Annotated in this window: 19 protein-coding genes; 11 read left to right on the forward strand and 8 right to left on the reverse strand. The window is 65.8% G+C overall.

Annotation, left to right across the window (positions count from 1 at the left end; genetic code table 11):
• Nucleotides 1-60: 60 nt before the first annotated feature.
• Nucleotides 61-387: an ArsR/SmtB family transcription factor gene (locus tag ACEN9K_RS16865; protein ID WP_488315759.1), complete on the forward strand. Its 327-nt coding sequence runs from the start codon at nucleotides 61-63 to the stop codon at nucleotides 385-387.
• Nucleotides 384-1,112 (forward strand): cation diffusion facilitator family transporter, encoded by a 729-nt coding sequence (locus ACEN9K_RS16870; RefSeq protein ID WP_495634695.1) that lies wholly within the window; start codon nucleotides 384-386, stop codon nucleotides 1,110-1,112. Before ACEN9K_RS16865 ends, ACEN9K_RS16870 begins: the two co-directional genes overlap by 4 nt.
• Nucleotides 1,113-1,143: 31 nt before the next feature.
• Here the strand turns inward: ACEN9K_RS16870 and ACEN9K_RS16875 are convergent, their stop codons facing one another.
• Nucleotides 1,144-2,382, reverse strand: a complete 1,239-nt coding sequence (locus tag ACEN9K_RS16875) for an acyltransferase family protein (protein WP_495634696.1) — start codon at nucleotides 2,380-2,382, stop codon at nucleotides 1,144-1,146.
• A gap of 143 nt (nucleotides 2,383-2,525) precedes the next feature.
• Here ACEN9K_RS16875 and ACEN9K_RS16880 point away from each other — a divergent pair, with 143 nt between their 5' ends.
• The 3 genes from ACEN9K_RS16880 to ACEN9K_RS16890 all read left to right on the forward strand — a co-directional run bounded on the left by ACEN9K_RS16880 (nucleotide 2,526) and on the right by ACEN9K_RS16890 (nucleotide 3,769).
• Nucleotides 2,526-3,062, forward strand: coding sequence for a GAF domain-containing protein (locus ACEN9K_RS16880; protein WP_488315756.1), 537 nt, complete (start codon nucleotides 2,526-2,528; stop codon nucleotides 3,060-3,062).
• Nucleotides 3,063-3,070: 8 nt separating this feature from the next.
• Nucleotides 3,071-3,262: an ANTAR domain-containing protein gene (locus tag ACEN9K_RS16885; protein WP_488315755.1), complete on the forward strand. Its 192-nt coding sequence runs from the start codon at nucleotides 3,071-3,073 to the stop codon at nucleotides 3,260-3,262.
• A 90-nt stretch (nucleotides 3,263-3,352) separates the two neighbouring features.
• Complete coding sequence (locus ACEN9K_RS16890) at nucleotides 3,353-3,769, forward strand: VOC family protein (protein ID WP_056392939.1); 417 nt, start codon at nucleotides 3,353-3,355, stop codon at nucleotides 3,767-3,769.
• Between the two features lie 14 nt (nucleotides 3,770-3,783).
• Here ACEN9K_RS16890 and ACEN9K_RS16895 read toward each other — a convergent pair whose 3' ends face one another.
• Nucleotides 3,784-5,235 carry an FAD-dependent monooxygenase gene (locus ACEN9K_RS16895; protein WP_495634697.1) on the reverse strand — a complete coding sequence of 484 codons (1,452 nt, stop codon included), beginning with the start codon at nucleotides 5,233-5,235 and terminating at the stop codon, nucleotides 3,784-3,786.
• Nucleotides 5,236-5,430: 195 nt separating this feature from the next.
• Between ACEN9K_RS16895 and ACEN9K_RS16900 the strand changes: the two genes are divergently transcribed.
• Together ACEN9K_RS16900 and ACEN9K_RS16905 are read left to right on the forward strand one after the other, a co-directional pair.
• The gene (locus tag ACEN9K_RS16900; protein ID WP_018768675.1) at nucleotides 5,431-5,766 is read left to right on the forward strand and encodes a YciI family protein; all 336 of its coding nucleotides are present in this window, start codon (nucleotides 5,431-5,433) and stop codon (nucleotides 5,764-5,766) included.
• Nucleotides 5,766-7,013, forward strand: a complete 1,248-nt coding sequence (locus ACEN9K_RS16905) for an RNA polymerase sigma factor (RefSeq protein WP_495634698.1) — start codon at nucleotides 5,766-5,768, stop codon at nucleotides 7,011-7,013. The genes ACEN9K_RS16900 and ACEN9K_RS16905 overlap by 1 nt, the downstream gene beginning before the upstream one ends.
• A gap of 278 nt (nucleotides 7,014-7,291) precedes the next feature.
• On the opposite strand, the gene ACEN9K_RS16910 is transcribed toward ACEN9K_RS16905, so the two are convergent.
• The 6 genes from ACEN9K_RS16910 to pdhA all read right to left on the reverse strand — a co-directional run bounded on the left by ACEN9K_RS16910 (nucleotide 7,292) and on the right by pdhA (nucleotide 13,155).
• A complete protein-coding gene (locus ACEN9K_RS16910) occupies nucleotides 7,292-8,020 on the reverse strand; it encodes a glycoside hydrolase family 16 protein (RefSeq protein WP_018768677.1) in 729 nt (242 codons plus the stop codon).
• Nucleotides 8,021-8,467: 447 nt separating this feature from the next.
• Entirely contained in the window at nucleotides 8,468-8,776 is a 309-nt protein-coding gene (locus tag ACEN9K_RS16915; RefSeq protein WP_186447800.1) for a hypothetical protein, read from the reverse strand.
• A gap of 210 nt (nucleotides 8,777-8,986) precedes the next feature.
• Nucleotides 8,987-9,133 (reverse strand): lmo0937 family membrane protein, encoded by a 147-nt coding sequence (locus tag ACEN9K_RS16920; protein ID WP_018768678.1) that lies wholly within the window; start codon nucleotides 9,131-9,133, stop codon nucleotides 8,987-8,989.
• A 172-nt stretch (nucleotides 9,134-9,305) separates the two neighbouring features.
• Nucleotides 9,306-10,802 carry a dihydrolipoamide acetyltransferase family protein gene (locus ACEN9K_RS16925; RefSeq protein WP_495634699.1) on the reverse strand — a complete coding sequence of 499 codons (1,497 nt, stop codon included), beginning with the start codon at nucleotides 10,800-10,802 and terminating at the stop codon, nucleotides 9,306-9,308.
• Between the two features lie 2 nt (nucleotides 10,803-10,804).
• Entirely contained in the window at nucleotides 10,805-11,932 is a 1,128-nt protein-coding gene (locus ACEN9K_RS16930; RefSeq protein ID WP_495634700.1) for an alpha-ketoacid dehydrogenase subunit beta, read from the reverse strand.
• Nucleotides 11,929-13,155 carry a pyruvate dehydrogenase (acetyl-transferring) E1 component subunit alpha gene (gene pdhA, locus ACEN9K_RS16935; RefSeq protein ID WP_018768681.1) on the reverse strand — a complete coding sequence of 409 codons (1,227 nt, stop codon included), beginning with the start codon at nucleotides 13,153-13,155 and terminating at the stop codon, nucleotides 11,929-11,931. The genes ACEN9K_RS16930 and pdhA overlap by 4 nt, the downstream gene beginning before the upstream one ends.
• 343 nt (nucleotides 13,156-13,498) lie before the next feature.
• Here pdhA and ACEN9K_RS16940 point away from each other — a divergent pair, with 343 nt between their 5' ends.
• From ACEN9K_RS16940 to ACEN9K_RS16955, 4 genes are all read left to right on the forward strand, one after another.
• Nucleotides 13,499-13,726, forward strand: coding sequence for a hypothetical protein (locus ACEN9K_RS16940; protein WP_056392926.1), 228 nt, complete (start codon nucleotides 13,499-13,501; stop codon nucleotides 13,724-13,726).
• A gap of 180 nt (nucleotides 13,727-13,906) precedes the next feature.
• Nucleotides 13,907-14,368: an Lrp/AsnC family transcriptional regulator gene (locus ACEN9K_RS16945; protein WP_043449375.1), complete on the forward strand. Its 462-nt coding sequence runs from the start codon at nucleotides 13,907-13,909 to the stop codon at nucleotides 14,366-14,368.
• An 892-nt stretch (nucleotides 14,369-15,260) separates the two neighbouring features.
• On the forward strand, nucleotides 15,261-15,713 hold the full coding sequence (locus ACEN9K_RS16950; protein ID WP_495634701.1) for a hypothetical protein: 453 nt from the start codon (nucleotides 15,261-15,263) through the stop codon (nucleotides 15,711-15,713).
• 78 nt (nucleotides 15,714-15,791) lie between these two features.
• Nucleotides 15,792-16,928, forward strand: coding sequence for a COG1470 family protein (locus ACEN9K_RS16955; RefSeq protein WP_018768686.1), 1,137 nt, complete (start codon nucleotides 15,792-15,794; stop codon nucleotides 16,926-16,928).
• The last annotated feature ends 1 nt before the right edge of the window (nucleotide 16,929 follow it).

Raw genomic sequence — 16,929 nt, forward strand, 5'->3', positions numbered from 1 at the left:
TTCATCTTCACCTGAATACAGTGATGGATGTACTCTAAAACCGTGCAAACCCTCCAGCCCATGCAGACCCTCACCCACGCCCCTGTGCTGGCCCGTTTTGGCTATGCGGTGTCGGACCCTACCCGCGCCCGAGTCCTTCTGGCACTTGCAGACGCCCCTTCCTATCCTTCCGACCTGGCGGACAACTTAGGGGTGTCCCGGCAGAGCATGTCCAATCACTTGACCTGTTTGCGCGGCTGCGGACTGGTGGTTGCGGTGCAGGACGGGCGGCGGAGCCGTTATGAACTGGCGGACGCCCGGATCGGCCACGCTATCAAGGACCTCATCAATGTTGTCCTCGCGGTGGACCCAGCCTGCTGCGCTCCGGATGGGGAATGCTTCGCATGACCGCTGCACTTAACTCCCCCACCGTGGAACGCCGCAGGGTGCTGAGCCGGCGAATCCGGCTTCTGGCGGGAGCAACCATCACCTACAACGTCATCGAGGCCGTCGTGTCCCTGTGGGCGGGCGGCGCGGCCGACTCCTCGGCGCTGATCGGCTTCGGCCTGGATTCGGTGATCGAGGTAGCCTCCGCACTGGCATTGTCCTGGCAGTTCTCCGCCAAGGACCCGGAGCGGCGTGAGCATCTGACCCTGCGCATCATCGCCATCTCATTCTTCGCCCTGGCCGCATTCGTGGCTGTGAATGCCATCCGCTCTTTGGCGGGTGCGGGAGAAGCCCAGCACTCGGTGCCCGGCATCGTGATCGCGGCGCTAAGCCTGGCCGTCATGCCGGTCCTGTCCTGGACCCAACGCAGGGCTGGGCGGGAACTGGGATCACGGACAGCGGTGGCCGATTCCAAGCAGACGCTGCTATGCACCTACCTCTCCGCCGTGCTGCTGGTTGGCCTGGTCCTGAACAGCACCCTGGGCTGGTGGTGGGCAGACGCCGGCGCGGCGCTGGTGATCGCCGGCATTGCGGTGCGTGAAGGCGTCAACGCGTGGCGCGGGGACGCCTGCTGCGCCGTTCCCCACGTGGTGGCTGACGAAGCCGAAAACACTGTGTGCTGCCCGGACTGTTCCAGCACCGCTAAACCGGAGTCCATGGGCATGCCCGGCATCCGAAAGGACTGACCTGCAGCTTCCGGCGTCGGTTGGTCAGGCGTCAGTTGGTCAATTGGCCGGCAGGCTCGGGTTCCTGCGCTGATTGCTTGGAAGCATTAGGCGCCAAAGGCGCGCGGCCCGGAGTCCCAGGAGTGGAACCTGCAGGCGTTGAACGGTCGACGGCGGGCTCCAACCTTTTGTTCGCCCATCCCCGGAGCGGCCGCTCAACAAAGCGGAAGGACGCGTACGCCAGCAATACCGTGAGGGCTGCGGTCAGTGCGATGCGGAGCGGCAGCGCCGGGATCAGGGGCGTCAGCAGCAGGTAGACGGGCAGGTGCCAGAGGTACAGGCCGTAGGACAGATCGCGGCCGGGGCGGGCCAGCCAGGGGTGGCTGAGGATACGGGAGAGGAACCCAGCCGGCTGGAGCACCAGGGAACCGATCAGTACCGCGGACAACAACGCGAGCGCCGCGGGCCCCCACGTCCAAAACAGGTTGAACCAGTCGCCGGGGGTGTCCGGCTCCTTAAGCAGGAACAGCGCTGCCACCAGGGAGATGCCGGCCAGCGGTGCAGCCCAGCGGGCAGCGGACACCAGTGCGCGGTGCAGCCGGGAACCGTCCCGCACGGCCGTGAACATCAAGGCGAGCGCACAGCCGATCAGCAGTTCGTCCGCCCGGGTGTCCGGTCCGTTGTAGATGCGGTCCAGCGGCTCGCCCGCGTTCACCAGCAGGAACCGGTTCAGTACGAAGACGGCGGCCAGGGCGACGGTGGCCAAGGCTGAGGTACGGACCTTCCAGAAGCGGAGCATCAGCAGCAGGAGCAGCGGCCACACCAGGTAGAACTGCTCTTCCACGGCGAGGGTCCAGGTGGGGCCGAGGGTTTCACCCGCAATGGACTCGCCGAACATGCCAAAGTGCGCCAGGTTCATCACGTACGCGGCAGCGGGAAGGACGAACCCCGCCTGGCCGCCCCAGCCTGACGCCGGGAAGAGAAGGCCGACGGCGACGACCACCGCGCAGAGTGCCAGGAGCGCCGGCCAAAGCCGGGCCAGGCGCTTGGCGTAGAAGACGCCCAGGAGCCGGCCGGTGGCGATCCGTTCCTTCATGATCAGCAGCGTGATCACGAAGCCGCTCAGCGTGAAGAACACGTCAACACCGATGGATCCACCCGGCATGGAGTCGGTGGCGGTATGGAAAAAGAACACGCCCGCCACGGCGATGCTCCGGAGCCCATCCAGGGCATGCTTGCGCCCCGCGATCAGCCCCGCTTGGGGCGCCGACGGGCGTTCCGGTACTGACAAATTTCCGCTGCTGGACCTAAAAACCACTAAGCAAGCATATATAACGTTTCCATAACTGCGCTGTGCGCGGGCTTGGAGAAGGCTGGTATCGGTGCGCTGATCCCGCCCTTGTGGCTGATTCCTGCTGCTTCTACATTGAAAAGATGGTGGACCAGGACATGGCGGACGACTTTGAAGGGATTGTGGATCTGATCGCCGGGACGGAGGACATCAAGTCGGTGCTGGATGGACTCACCGGCTTCGCGGCAGCCAGCATGACCAGCACTACCGGAGTGCCTATCGAATGCGCTGTCACCCTGCACCGGCGCAAGCGTACGGCCACCATCGGCGGCAGCAGCGGCAGGGCCGCGGTGCTTGACCGGATTGAACAAACGCTGGGAGACGGGCCCTGCGTGGAAGCGTTGGAAAGCGGAGTTCCCGTCCTGTTGGGAGACGTTTCGTCCGACCTGCGGTGGCCGGAATACCGGAGCGCCCTTTCTGCCGCGGGGGTTGCCAGTGCCCTTGGCATCCCCATGAAGATGGATGACGACGCCGGGGCAGTCCTGGATTTCTTTGCCCCCTCCACGGGTGCTTCACTGAGCAGGCGGTGTCTGATGGGCTCCGGTTCGCCGAAATGGCGGGAAAGGCCCTGCGGCTCGCAGTCCGGATCGTGGCTGCGGAACAGCGGGCCGAGCACTTGAAGTCGGCCATGGACACCAGGACCGCCATCGACCTGGCCTGCGGCATCATTATGGCCCAGAACAACTGCAGCAGGGATGCCGCCTTCGGCCTTCTCAGCAACGCCTCCAGCACCCGGAACCAAAAGCTCAACGAACTCGCCGAAACGCTGGTGGACCGGTTCTCGGGCCCTGGAACAGCTGAGGCCCACTTCGACGACTGAGGCTTCACCCGACCCCTTCCCGCTTGGGGAGGGCCCTGTTAGCATGACGCGTGCCGACAACGAAGTCCCGCTCACAAAAGGAGTCCCCGTATGCCCACCCGGCTCAATCCCTATCTGAGCTTTCGAAACAATGCCCGTGAAGCCATGGAATTCTACAAAGACGTCTTTGGCGGTGAACTGAACATCGGCACGTTCGCGGAATTCCAGGCCAGCCAGGATCCCTCCGAAGACCAGTTGGTCATGCACGCACAACTCGATACCCCAACGGGGCTGACCCTGATGGCGTCGGACACTCCGCAGCGGATGGACTACACGCCCGGAAACACGTTCAGCATCTCCCTCAGCGGCGGTGACGACGCGGAACTCAGGGGCTACTGGGAGAAGTTGTCCGACGGCGGCACGGTGACAATGCCGTTGAACACAGCCATCTGGGGTGACACCTTTGGCATGTGCACCGACAAATTCGGTGTCCAGTGGCTGGTGAACATCGCCGGGCCGAAGCAGTAACCTGCGCTGAGAGGTCAGCCGCCGGCCCTGCCGCACCAGGTGTCCAGGGCCTCGGCAAGCCCGTCTGCTGAGCCCTCACCCACCCAGGCGACGTACCCGTCCGGCCGCACCAGGACTGCGGCGGGCGCACCTACAGCACCCAGCACGGGAAGCAGCCAGCCGCCGTCGTACGTGGCCGGAACATGCCGCACCCTGCCGTTGGAAAGGCCCGCACCCAACTCCTGCCCGCTGAAGTCCAGCAGCAGGGGCCGCGCCTGGTGCAGCAGTTCGAAGACCCGGATGGGACCTTCGGCAGTGGTGACTTCCAGGTCCGGCATCCGGCGACCCAGGAGCGGATGGCCGGCGCCCAGGTCGTAGGCCACGTCGAGCCCTGTCACAAGCGCCGCGATGGGAACCCCGGCCCCCTCCACGCGGAGCACCTCGCCCAGCAGGTCGCGCAGCGCCTCCTGCCGGGGGTCTGATTTTTGGAAAAGCGACTGCGCCATGGTGTACTTCAGCGCCCGCTCCCCCGCCTGGTGGCGCTCCGCGTGGTAGGTCTCCAGCAGTTCCTCACCGGAGAGGCCCCGCACTACCTGCCCCAGCTTCCACCCAAGGTTGACCGCGTCCTGCACGCCGAGGCCAATACCGAGCCCGCCTGTCGGTGAGTGGACATGCGCCGCGTCGCCGGCCAGCAGCACCCGGCCCTTCCGGTAGGTCTCCGCCTGGCGGGTGGCGTCGGTGAACCGTGACAGCCAGGTGGGACTGTGCACGCCGAAGTCGGTGCCGAACACGTCGGTCAGCGCCTGCCGCAGGTCCGCCAGGGTGGGCTCGGTGGTTGGACCGAGCACAGCCTCGGTCACCACCACGCGGACCGTGCCGTCCCCCATCGGGTAGAGGCCGTGGATGCCGCGGGCGTCCACCTTTCCCTGCTGGACAGGCTCCCCCGCCACCTTCACCTCGGCAATCAGGCTGCTCCGGGTTGCGTCCGGGCCCGCCATCGTGATGCCCGCCGAACGCCGCACTGTGCTACGGCCCCCGTCGGTGCCCACCACATACCGGGCCCGCAGCGATCCGCCGGCGCCAAGCTGAACGTCCACGCCGCCGTCGTCCGCCTCCACGCCGGTGACCTCTACACCGCGCCGGACCTGCACGCCCAGCTCCTCCACCCACTCAAGCAGCAGCCGCTCAATGTGGTTCTGGAACAGCGCCAGCGTGTATGGATGCCGGGTGGGCAGCCCGCCCAGGTCCAGCGGGGTGTTGCCGAACGTGGCCGCGGTAATCGTTTTGCCCTCGGCAAGGAACCTGTCCACGATGCCGCGCTGGTCCAGCAGTTCAAGGGTGCGGGAATGGATTCCGCCCCCGCGGGAGCCCGCCAACTCCTGGGACTCCCGCCGTTCAAGGACAACGGCGTCCACCCCCGCCAGCCGCAGCTCGCCCGCCAGCATCAACCCCGTGGGCCCGCTCCCCACAATCACCACGTCATGCATGCCGTCCCCCTCAATCCACGAATAGTCGACCGCCAGTATGCGGCACCCCCGGGGCCTTGCGGCAAGGCCCCCGCGGCGGGGTACCTTGGAAATGGAAGGGGATTCCCGCGCTGCTGTCGATTTTCGCTTCCGGTGCGCGTCGTATGGGTAGGGGCTCCACTGAAGGGCTCCAGCCAACAGCGAAGGGAGCACGACATGTCCAAGTATTTGATCCTGATTTTCCAGGATGAGGCGGTAGCGCGGCAGGCCGAAGGCGAGTCGATCAGCGCCAGCTACCAGGAGTTCATGCAGCGGCGCGGTTCCAACCTGATCAACGGGGCCGCCCTGCAGCCATCCTCGACCGTGACGTCCGTCCGGCGTGATGGGTCGGGCGGCTTCCTGGTCTCGGATGGTCCGTTCGCGGAGTCGAAGGAAACCCTGGGCGGCTATTACCTGGTGGAGGCAGCCGACCTGGATGAAGCCCTCGAAATCGCCAAGGAGGTACCCGCCGGGGTTGGAGTCGAGGTCTGGCCCGTTCGGGTGGTCAGCTGATGCCGCACGCCGCCAGCTCCGAGGTCGCCGCGGCGGTGGCCGACGCCCACCGGCGCGAATGGGGGTTCGTGCTGGCGGCCACGGTACGTGTTGCCGGGGATATCGACGCCGCCGAAGAGGCGGTCCAGGACGCGTATGCCAGTGCTTTGTCCACGTGGGGCGTGAACGGAATCCCCAGGAATCCGGGGGCCTGGCTTACGGTTACGGCACGACGGCGGGCCCTGGACATGCGGCGCCGCGTGGCCACCCTTCAGCGGGCCCTGCCCAAGCTGCTGGAACCTGAGGAGTATGGCGACGACGTGCCGGACGCTGATGACATCCCGGACGACCGGCTCCGGCTGATTTTCACCTGCTGCCATCCCGCCCTGGCGCTCGAAGCCCAGGTTGCGCTGACGCTGCGGCTGCTGTGCGGACTGTCCACCGCCGATGTGGCGCGCGCGTTCCTGGTCCCGGAAGCCACCATGGCGGCACGGATCACCCGCGCGAAAAAGAAGATTGCCGCCGCCGGCATCCCCTACCGGGTACCGCCGGTGTCTGAGCTGCACGAACGCGTGGACGGCGTGCTGTCGGTGGTGTACCTGGTGTACACGACGGGGCACACCTCCCCGTCAGGTTCGGACCTGATGCGCCGCGACCTTGCCGAACGCGGCTTGGAGCTGGCCAGGACACTGCGGGTCCTGCTACCCGCTGACCCCGATGTTGCCGGCCTGCTGGCCCTGGTCCTGCTTACGGACGCCCGCAGGGACGCCCGGATGGACAAGCACGACGAGCAGGTTCTGCTCGAGGACCAGGACCGGTCGAAATGGGACCGGCGTGCCATCGCGGAAGGTGTTGGGCTGTTGCGGGAGGCCTTGGTTTCGCGGCCTCCCGGCAGGTTCGCCCTGATGGCCGCGATTGCCGCTGTGCACGATGAAAGCGGATCCTGGTCCGACACCGACTGGCAGGAGATCCTGGTCCTGTATGACCTGCTGATGGAAAGGTGGCCGTCCCCGGTGGTCCAGCTCAACAGGGCCATCGCGCTGGGCTTCGCCGTGGGTTATGCGGAAGGCCTGGCGGAGCTGGATGCGCTCGGTGCCGAGCCGCAGCTCGCCCGGTACCCGTATCTTGCCGCGGCGCGGGCCGACTTCCTGGCCCGGCTTGGGCACCCGGAGGAGGCGCGGGTGGCGTTCCAGGAAGCCCTGATCCTCACCGGCAATGAGGCGGAGCGGCGTTCCCTCCGGGCCCGCCTGGGTCAACTCGTGGAGTAGCCATCGCCGGTTCCTGTCCTGTTCCGGGCAAAGGGAAAGCCCCTCCCAGGAGGGGCTTTCAACGTAGTGGTCATTTGTCTGTAGGTAACGGTCAGTGGTGATGCACTCCCCCTTCCCGGACGCCCCCGGCGCCCATCCGGACTATGACCCAACCCACTTTAATAACATGTGGCCAGTGCGTAAAGACCCTTTGTGCCGAAAAACTTGAAAGGAAGGACGACGGCGCGGGGCCGCCGTCGTGCCATGGCTGGTTGGGTCAGTCCAAGCCTTCGCCGTGGCTAGGACTTAGCCCAGATGGATACCCAGTCGACCAGGACGTGGCCGCTGGTCTCGGGCAGCGGGCATTTTGGCGAGCAGGACTCGGTCTGCAGGATGTAATGCATGGGTGTGTTCAGTCCGAACGACCTGGACACGCCGATCGAATTTCCATCAAGGAAGAATTCGATGCCGTCGGCACGCCACTCAGTAGTAGCGATATGCCAGTCCCCGTACGGTACTTCCGGACGCAGGGCGTCCCAACGGTGCACGCCGTTCTCCACGCCGTGTACGGCTGCGTAGATGAGCTTTGACAGGTCTCCCTCGGGAAAATCGATCTCGCCGTCCTCGGGCCATCGCTTGCTGTCCGGCCACAGCAGCCATGCCAGTTTGAATCCCGGCAGGACATCGGCCTTGAAGCGGACCGAATAGCGCCCGTACACCAAGCTGTTGTACGGCCGCTGGCTGGCCCCATCCAGTTTCGGTGACGGAGCAGCACCCATTGCCACGCCGTTTTCAGAATGCAGGTAGAAGTCCAGGACGCCATCGTGGACACTCAGGACCTTCGACGGGAAATACCCGGATGTCCGTTCGCCCTTGTTTTGCTGCTGGGCGGCTGTGTCCGGCGTGCCGTCCGCGTAGTTCGCGCTCCAGCGCGTGCCGTAGACGGGGCCCGGGAATCCGCCAGTGCCAACGTCTCCTTCGGCGAAGTCCTCAACAAAAACCTGCCTCCAGCCAGGCAGGTCTCCCACTGGCACGGACAGGGAGGCTGCAGAAGGGTCTGAGGGTCGATCGAGGACAAGGGGCGGTACCGAACCAGGCGAAGGCTCCTCCGTTGGTGGCTGTGCTGACTCAGAGGCCGCGGAAGGGACGTCCGTCGCCGCCTGCGCAGAATCGGAGACCGTGCTCTCCGGTTCGGCTCCCTGGGGCGGCGATGAACCTGGAGCACGCCTGAGGTCGCCGCATGCCACAGCTGAAAAAAGCGTCATAACCAAGACGAGGACGACGCAAGTCCATGCACGATGCTGAATCCTCTTCAAGAGTTTCGCTCCTCCCAGAAGACCTTGGACGGGAGCCTGGTCCCCCTAGTCAATTCAGCCTACGGACAAGCCGCGCATTCGGTCACGAGTAGTGGGTACTCATATTTCCGTTCAGGGCCTTGAGGGGGCTACGCGTTAGGTTGATTACGGGGAGGACCGTCAGCCCAATGGGGATACCGTGCGCCAGTATGAGGTTGCGCCGGTTTCCTTTTGGTGCGCGTTACGGGAAAAAAGCCCTGTCCCTGACTCGGCCATAGGCGGCGGAATACGGACAATTTCGAGTTCGAAGATATCGAGCAGACACCTGCTTCCCGTCAATGTGTCCAGAATCCAAAACCGCCCGTATTCCGGGTCTGTGTCCGTCACCGGGCCCCGATGAATCAACGTGTTCTGGTAGAAAGCTTCGATCGCATCGCCGGAAACGAGCTCACTGCAGGATCCAACGACATGGGGGTCAAGACTTGTCACGACTCATCCTTTTCTCTTGGCTTACAGATCCCCCTGTCTCATATCCTTCCTGCGCAAGCTGACTGCCGGGTGTCTACAGGATGATGATTCCCTGACATTTTGGGTGCGGGGCACCGCACGAGCCCACGCAAAGGCCCGGCCCTGGATCGCGGGTGCTAGCCGAGTACCGGGACCGGGCCTTTGTGTGACGGACGGGCCTTTGCAGGAATGTCAGGCGCGGGTCCTGCCACGCAGGAAATGGAAGATCAGGACCACCACGGCGACAACCAGAAGTATGTGGATCAGTCCCCCGCCGATATTGGCTAGCAGGCCCAGAAGCCAGAGGACCGCGATGATAATGGCTATCCAAAGCAACATCAGAATCTCCTTGGTTCGTTTCCAGATGGCACATATATACCCCCGCCAGGGGCGGCCCCTGGAAAGGCCCACAAAGGTTTACCGCGTGGTGCCTCTTACCCTAATTCAGATTTCCATTAGAGAAAATGGCGCCACGAATCGCACCAAGAATTCGTCCCTCAAACAGCGGCCACTAAATGTCGGCCAGCAGCGACGTGGGGTTTTCGATGGCATCTGCCACGAAGCGGAGGAAGCCGCCAGCGGTGCCGCCGTCGCAGACGCGGTGGTCGAAGGTCAGCGTGAGTTCGGTGACCTTGCGGACCGCCAGCTCACCGTTGACCACCCACGGCTTGTCGATGATCCGGCCGACGCCGAGGATGGCCACCTCCGGATGGTTGATGATCGCCGCGGACCCGTCCACACCGAACACGCCGTAGTTGTTCAGGGTGAACGTGCCGCTGCCCAGCTCGGTGGGCGTCGCCTTCCCGTCGCGGGCCACCTGGGTGAGGCGGCGGATCTCGCCGTCGAGCTCCCTGGCGCTGAGCTTCTCGGCGCCGCGGACGGACGGGACCACCAGGCCCCGGTCGGTCTGCGCCGCGAAGCCCAGGTTGACGCCGTCGAACGCGACAATCTCCTGCGACCCGTCCTCCGCGGCTTCGATCCGGGTGTTCAGCTCCGGGTACTTTTTCAGCCCTGCGGTGACGAAACGGGCGATGAATGCCAGCAGGCCAGGAGCCTCGGCGCCGTTGGCCTTAAGTCCCTCGCGGAGCTCCATCAGTGCGGTGGCGTCCACATCCACCCATACGGTTGCTTCCGGGATCTCGGCCCGGCTGCGGGCCATGTTGGCGGCCACGGCCTTGCGGACCCCACGGACCGGGGTGCGGGCGGCAATGCCAAGCCCGGTGCGGGCGTCCACGCCGTTGGCCGGGGCGGCTTCCCGGGGCGCCGTGGCCGGCCGCGTTTCGGCGGGCTTGGCCTCCTCGGGCTTGGCTGCGGGGGCTTCCACCGGTGCAGTGGTCCGCAGCGCAGCTTCAACGTCGCGCCGCATGATCAGGCCGCTGTCGCCGGAGCCTGAGATGTCCCCGAGGTCGACGCCATGCTCCCGGGCCATGCGCCGGACCAGCGGCGAGATCACCGCGCCGAGCTTGCCGGGGACGCGGGTGCGCAGGAGGGTGAGGTCGTCCTCGGTGGGCTTCGGTTCAGCCGGCTCAGCGAGGGCGACGGCGGTCTTCCGGGCACGGGTGCGCCGGGCAACACCGTGTCCGCCGGGAGTCCCATAACCGATCAGCACATTGCCGGATCCGGCCTTCTCCTCTTCCCGGTAGGTTTCGGCTGCCGCATTGGCCGGCTTGGGCCCGGCAAGCTCGGTCTCTGTGGGCTGGACTTCCGGCTGGGCCGGCGAAGGGGCGGGGGCGGCATCATCCGCGGCGGCCCCGGCATTAGCACCAACAGGTGTCACCGTAATCAGCGGCTTCCCCACGTCCAGGGTCTCGCCCGGCTGGCCGTGCAGTTCGGTGACGATCCCGGCATACGGGGACGGCACCTCCACGGCGGACTTGGCGGTCTCCACCTCGGCAATCGGCTGGTCGACGGCGATCTCGTCGCCCACGGCAACGTGCCAGGAGACGAGTTCAGCTTCGGTAAGGCCCTCGCCGAGGTCGGGCAGCAAAAACACACGTGGTTCGCTCATGGTCAGTTCTCCCACTGAAGGTCGTCAACGGCGTCGAGGATGCGGTCCACGCCGGGCAGGTAGTACTTCTCGAGTTTGGGTGCCGGGTAGGGGACGTCGAATCCGGTAACGCGGCGGATGGGGGCGGCCAGGTAGTGGAAGCAGCGTTCCTGGACCCGGGCCACGATCTCGGAGGACACGGACGCGAAGCCGTGCGCCTCGGCGATCACCACGGCCCGGCCGGTCTTGCGGACGGACGCGCACACGGTGTCGTCGTCGAACGGGACGATGGTCCGCACGTCGATGACCTCCAGCGAGCGGCCTTCCAACGCGGCCGCTTCGGCGGCGGCGAGCGCGGTGGGGACGGACGGGCCGTAGGCAATCAGCGTGGCGTCCGTGCCGGGACGTGCGACGGCGGCACGGCCGTCGGAGGTGCGTCCCGCCGTCGTGCCTTCCACGGAAGCACCTTCCTCGTGAAGGCGGCGGAGCTCGGCAAGGTCCACGGAGTCCTTGGTCCAGTACATCTTCTTGGGCTCCATGAAGACGACGGGGTCGTCAGAGTCGATGGCTTCACGCAGCATCCGGTAGCCGTCCGCCACCGTGGCCGGGGTGTACACCTTCAGGCCGGCGGTGTGGGCGTAATAGGACTCGGAGGAGTCGCAGTGGTGCTCCACTCCCCCGATGCCGCCGCCGTAGGGGATGCGGATCACCATGGGCAGCTTCACGGCCCCCTTGGTGCGGTTGTGCATCTTGGCCACGTGGCTGACGATCTGCTCGAACGCAGGGTAGGCGAACGCGTCGAACTGCATCTCGATGACAGGGCGCATCCCGTTGATGGCCATGCCCACGGCCATTCCCACGATGCCGGATTCGGCCAGCGGGGTGTCGAAGCAGCGCTGCTCGCCGAACGTAGCGGTCAGGCCGTCGGTGATGCGGAAGACCCCGCCCAGCATGCCCACGTCCTCGCCGAACACCAGGACGGAGGAGTCGGCGTGCATGGCGTCCGCCAGGGCGGTGTTGAGGGCCTTGGCCATGGTGACGGGCTGGGGACCCGCGGCTTCGGCGGACGCGGCGGCCGAGGCTGCGGCCCGGGCGGTGGCGGCACTGACGTTGCCGTTGGCTTCGGACGAGGTTGTTATGGTGGGGCTCACTTGCCGGCCTCCTGTGAATCAGTAGCTGCTGCGTCGCGGGCCAGCTCGTCGGCGAGCATGGCGGACTGTTCCTTCAACTGCGGCGTCTGCCGGGCGAAGACGTGGCGGAACAGTTCCTGCGGGTCCACCTGCACGTCCTCGCTCAGGCCCTCGCGCAGCTGGGCGGCAACCGCTTCAGCGTGGGAAGCGATGCGTGCTTCGGCGTCGTCATCCAGCAGCCCCCGGTCCGTCAGGTACGTCCGCATCCGGTTGACGGGATCCTTGGCCCGCCACTCCGCAACCTCGCTGTTTTCCCGGTAGCGGGTGTCGTCGTCGGCGTTGGTGTGGGCCTGCATGCGGTAGGTGTTGGCTTCCACCAGGAGCGGTCCGGAGCCTTCGCGGGCGAGTTTCACGGCGCGGTCCAGGACGGCGAGGAGGGCCACCACGTCATTGCCGTCCACGCGTTCGCCGGCCATGCCGTAGCCCACGGCCTTGTGCGCCAGCGACGGCGCCACGGACTGGTGCGCCAGGGGCACCGAGATGGCGTACTTGTTGTTCTGGACGAAGAAGACCACCGGCAGGTGGAAGACGGCGGCGAAGTTGAGGGCTTCGTGGAAGTCGCCTTCGCTGGTGGCACCGTCACCGCACATGGCCAGCACCACGGTGTCCTCGCCGCGGAGCTTGGCGGCGTGCGCCACGCCCACGGCATGCAGCAACTGGGTGGTCAGCGGCGTGCACTGGATGCCCACCTTGTATTTGAGGGGGTCGTAGCCGCCGTGCCAGTCGCCGCGGAAGATGGTCATCACCTGTACCGGGTCCACGCCGCGGGTCATCACGGCCACGGCGTCGCGGTAGGTGGGGAACATCCAGTCACGCTCGGACAGGCAGAGGGCGGCGGCCACCTGGCAGGCTTCCTGGCCGTGGCTGGAGGGGTAGACGGCCATGCGGCCCTGCCGGACCAGGGCGGAGTTCTGGTCGTTGACGCGGCGTCCGACGACGAGGCGTTCGTACGCTGCCAGCAGTTCGTCATCGCCGGGTACAGGGTATTCGTGGCCGGGCTGGGTGCCCTGCTCGCTGTCCGGGATGAGCCGGCCGTCCGGATCCACCATCTGGATCTGGTGCCGGGCGGGGAGCATGTAGTCCTCCACCGTGATGCCGAACTTCTTCACAGCTTCCGTGAGCGCATCGTCTGCGGGCTCGGTGCTGGCGGTGTCCGGCGCGGTGTGGTCTGCGGAGATCGTCATTGGTCCGTCCTTCGTTAGCCACTATTCCCTCCCAGTATTGTCCCGGGCGAGGTTTCGTATCCAGCACCTCCGCAAATCGTGGAGAAGCTGCCCTGAAGTGCCGGGTTTGGAAGACGATTTGTAACTGTGACGTGGATTACCGACCCGCGCCGTGGACAAAATGGCGGGCAGGGAAACTGCACCTGCTTCCATCCGGGCGCGAAAGCCTGGCGGCCAACGGAAAGAAGTGCATTGACCCCTGTCTCCCGAAGGCCCACACTCGGATGATGCGGGTACGCACCGTCCCGGGACATCCGGGACTGCGGCATTTTCCTAACAGCAGTGACAGGCGGGGGCGTTAGCTATGGAAATAGCCAAATTGTGGGACAGGCTCGACCCGGACACGCGGCAATGGCTGGTTGATAATCCCGGCTGCAAGATCCTTCCGCGAACCGTCGCGGCGGCCATCATGAAGAGCACCGGAGTCGAATTCGAACAGGACCGGCATGGCGAAACCGTGCTCTCCCCCGGCGACTGCGACTTCATCCGCGGCGCAGCGGAGGGGACCGGGACCCGCCACCACGGGTCCTGATCCACACCCCGGACGGCCCGGGAAAGGCCGACCGGCCGAGCATCATTCGTTCCAGCGGCGTTCCTGCTGCCGGTTTTGTATTCCTGCGCGCTCCGGCCACGGAGACTCTCCTCAAATCTGCCTACTATGGAAGACGATTTGTATTCGTGAGGTGGAGTACCGACGGGAGCCGAGGGCACAATGGCGGGCAAGGATGCGGCGGCCGAGGTTCCGCTGGATGAGATCGACCGGCGCATCATCAGCGAACTCACCCGGGACGGCCGCATGTCCGTCACGCAGGTGGCGGAAAACGTGCACATTTCCCGGGCGCATGCCTATTCCCGCATTGCCCGGCTGACCGGTGACGGCGTGCTCACCCGGTTCACCGCGCTGGTGGATCCCATCAAGGCAGGGTTAAAGTCCTCCGCCTACGTGACGCTGAAGCTGAAGCAGGATTCGTGGCGGGAACTCCGCGACCAGTTGGGCGCCATCCCGGAGGTCCACCACATCGCGCTGGTGGGCGGCGACTTCGACGTAATCCTGCTGGTCCGGGCCGTGGACAACATCGACCTGCGCCGCGTCATCTTCGACCAGCTGCAGACCATGCCCGGCGTGCTGGACACGCAGACGTTCCTGGTGTTCGAGGACGTGGATACGCGGTAAGCCGGCCTTCCTCGCTGCCGCGCACTGAAATCAAGCGGCCAATATTGAGCCGACCTTGATGAATTCTTGACCGGATCCGGGGACGTCCTTGAGGCGTTCCCTCCAAAGTGATGCGTGAAGGACGGGAGCGCATCGCTGATGCACCTGGGTACTGGGTCCCAGTCAACCCGCGCCTGCGTCGGATAACACCGACGGTCTCAGAAGCCTGGCGGCGCTAAGCAAGGGCGCCGCCAGGCATCCAACTCAACTTTCCACACAAGACCAGGGGCCTGCGGCGGAGGCACGGATCAGCGTCGATCCGAAAAAGCCGCCGGCCCCCGCACCCCAAGTGGGACATACGACGGCGGGACGCGGCCGCCGTCGTACGCTCGCGTCCCTGCGTTGATTGACGCGCATATTCGCCCACGACGCGCACATTCCCTTTCGCCGCCCACATTCGAGCCGCGCCACGGAATATGCGCGTCGAAAATCACGAAGCGCGTCGAAGTTCACTTCCTGCGGCGCACCACCAGCACGATGTACAGGGCAACAGCCACCGCCACCAACGCGCCGATGCTGACTCCTGCGCTGGGACCGTCAAGCATGCCGGAACTCCTCTCCAGCGAGACATCGTTACTGACGCCAACAGCATACGTCCGTCCGTCGTCGTCGCCCCGCCGGCTGCGGACAGCGGACTGGGGGCATTGGCACCCGCTTTGACTTTGGCCACCCGAGTAGGGGCGCACGAATCCCAGTAGTGGAATTCACACTCCCCTGAAAATTCGAGTACCGGTACGTGTTGTTGGGCAGAGCGCCAGCCGAAAACATTGGGTCATCGATCCACCGAAAGGCACCAGGATGGGGCCGCTCATGGGGGAACGGGTTCTCAATCACATTCACAAGGAGTCTTTCCATGCGCCCAATGACCAAGAAGAACAAGATCGCCGCTGTTGCCGCATCCGCCGCCCTGGTGGCTGTTGGCGGGGGTGCCGCCTACGCCTACTGGAGCACCACGGGCTCCGGCACCGGCGGAGCCACGGCGGCGTCCACTACCCAGCCGGTCTCAATCACCGTGACGGTGGAACAGGGCGTCGCCCCGGGCACCCCCAAGAGCATCACCTACACGGCCACCAACCCGAACACCAGCAGCACCCCGGTGACACTGGTCAACCCACAGGTCTCAACCAGCGACGCAAAGTGCCTGCCGGGTTGGTTCCTGGCCACAGTCCCGGCCGGCCCCACCACAGTCCTCGCCGGCGCAACCACCGGCCTTGGCACCGGAACGCTGACGCTCAGCGATCTCCCTGACACGGACCAAAACGCCTGCAAGGGCGCCACGATCACTGTGACCGTCGGCAGCAACTAACAAACGAGCGGGCCGGGGACGGGTGAAAACCCCGTCCCCGGTTCGTCGTCAACCGCACCAAAGTGGAAGGGGCACGGGGTGCACAACAAAGACGGGCAACCGCGGCATCGCCTGCGGCAGGCCATCAAGGTGGCGCTGATCGGGCTTGCGGTGATGCTGGCCAGCGCGGGGGCGCTGTTCGCCGCAACGCAAAGCACCAAAGCGGGCATCACGGTCCAGGTCTCGCCCGCCAGCCAGTCGGTCCAGCAGGGGCAGTCCGCGGCCTACACGGTGACGGTGACGTCCACCGGGGGCTTCAGCGGTACGGTCAACCTGACCACCGCGGGACTGCCGGCCGGAGCAACAGGTGCCTTCACGCCGTCGTCCGTCCCCCTCAGCTCAGGCACCACGTCAACTTCCACCCTGAACGTCAGCACGGCAGCCACCACCCCGGCGGGCACCAGCTCGTTGACCATCACCGGCACCAGCGGCAAGGTCTCCGGCAGCGTCACCGCCGGCCTCACCGTCAACTACAAGATCTCCTCCGGCCTGACAGTCGCCGCCTCCCCTGATTCGCTCACCGTCCCGCCCGGTTCCACCGCGGTGTACACCCTGCAGATCACCCGGAACAACCTGTCCGGGCCGGTCACCTTCAGCGTCCTGGGCGGACTGCCCTCCGGCGCCGCCGCAACGTTCTCGCCCAATCCGGTGACCGGCACCTCCACCACCCTGCAGGTGGCAACAACGGCCGCTTCACCGAACGGCAGCTACAGCCTCTACCTCATGGGCACGGGCAAGGATGCCGCCGGGAAGGCCCAGTACGCCTACGCCAACGTGCAACTGGTCCTGGACTCCACCATCAAGCAGTTCGTCCTCTCCGGAAACGTCCCCGGCACCCTGTCCCCCGGCACGTCGGCCGGCCTGGACCTGCAAATCAGCAACCCCAACAACAAGGCGCTCTCGCTGACCAACATGTCCGTGGCGGTGGCAGGCGTCACCCGCAGCACGGACGCCGTGGCCAGGAACCTTCCCTGCACCGCAGCGGACTTCGTGGTCACGCAGTACAGCGGCCCCTACCCGGTCTCCGTTCCGGCGGGCAGCAGCTCCCTTTCCGGGCTCCGTTTGGCACCGTCGGTGTGGCCCAGGGTGGGAATGCTGGACACCTCCGCCAACCAGGACGGCTGCAAGGGTGCCTCGCTCCAGCTCACCTACTCAGGATCAGGACAGGGGAACTGAG

It is taken from the genome of Pseudarthrobacter sp. Pseusp20, assembly GCF_059492155.1.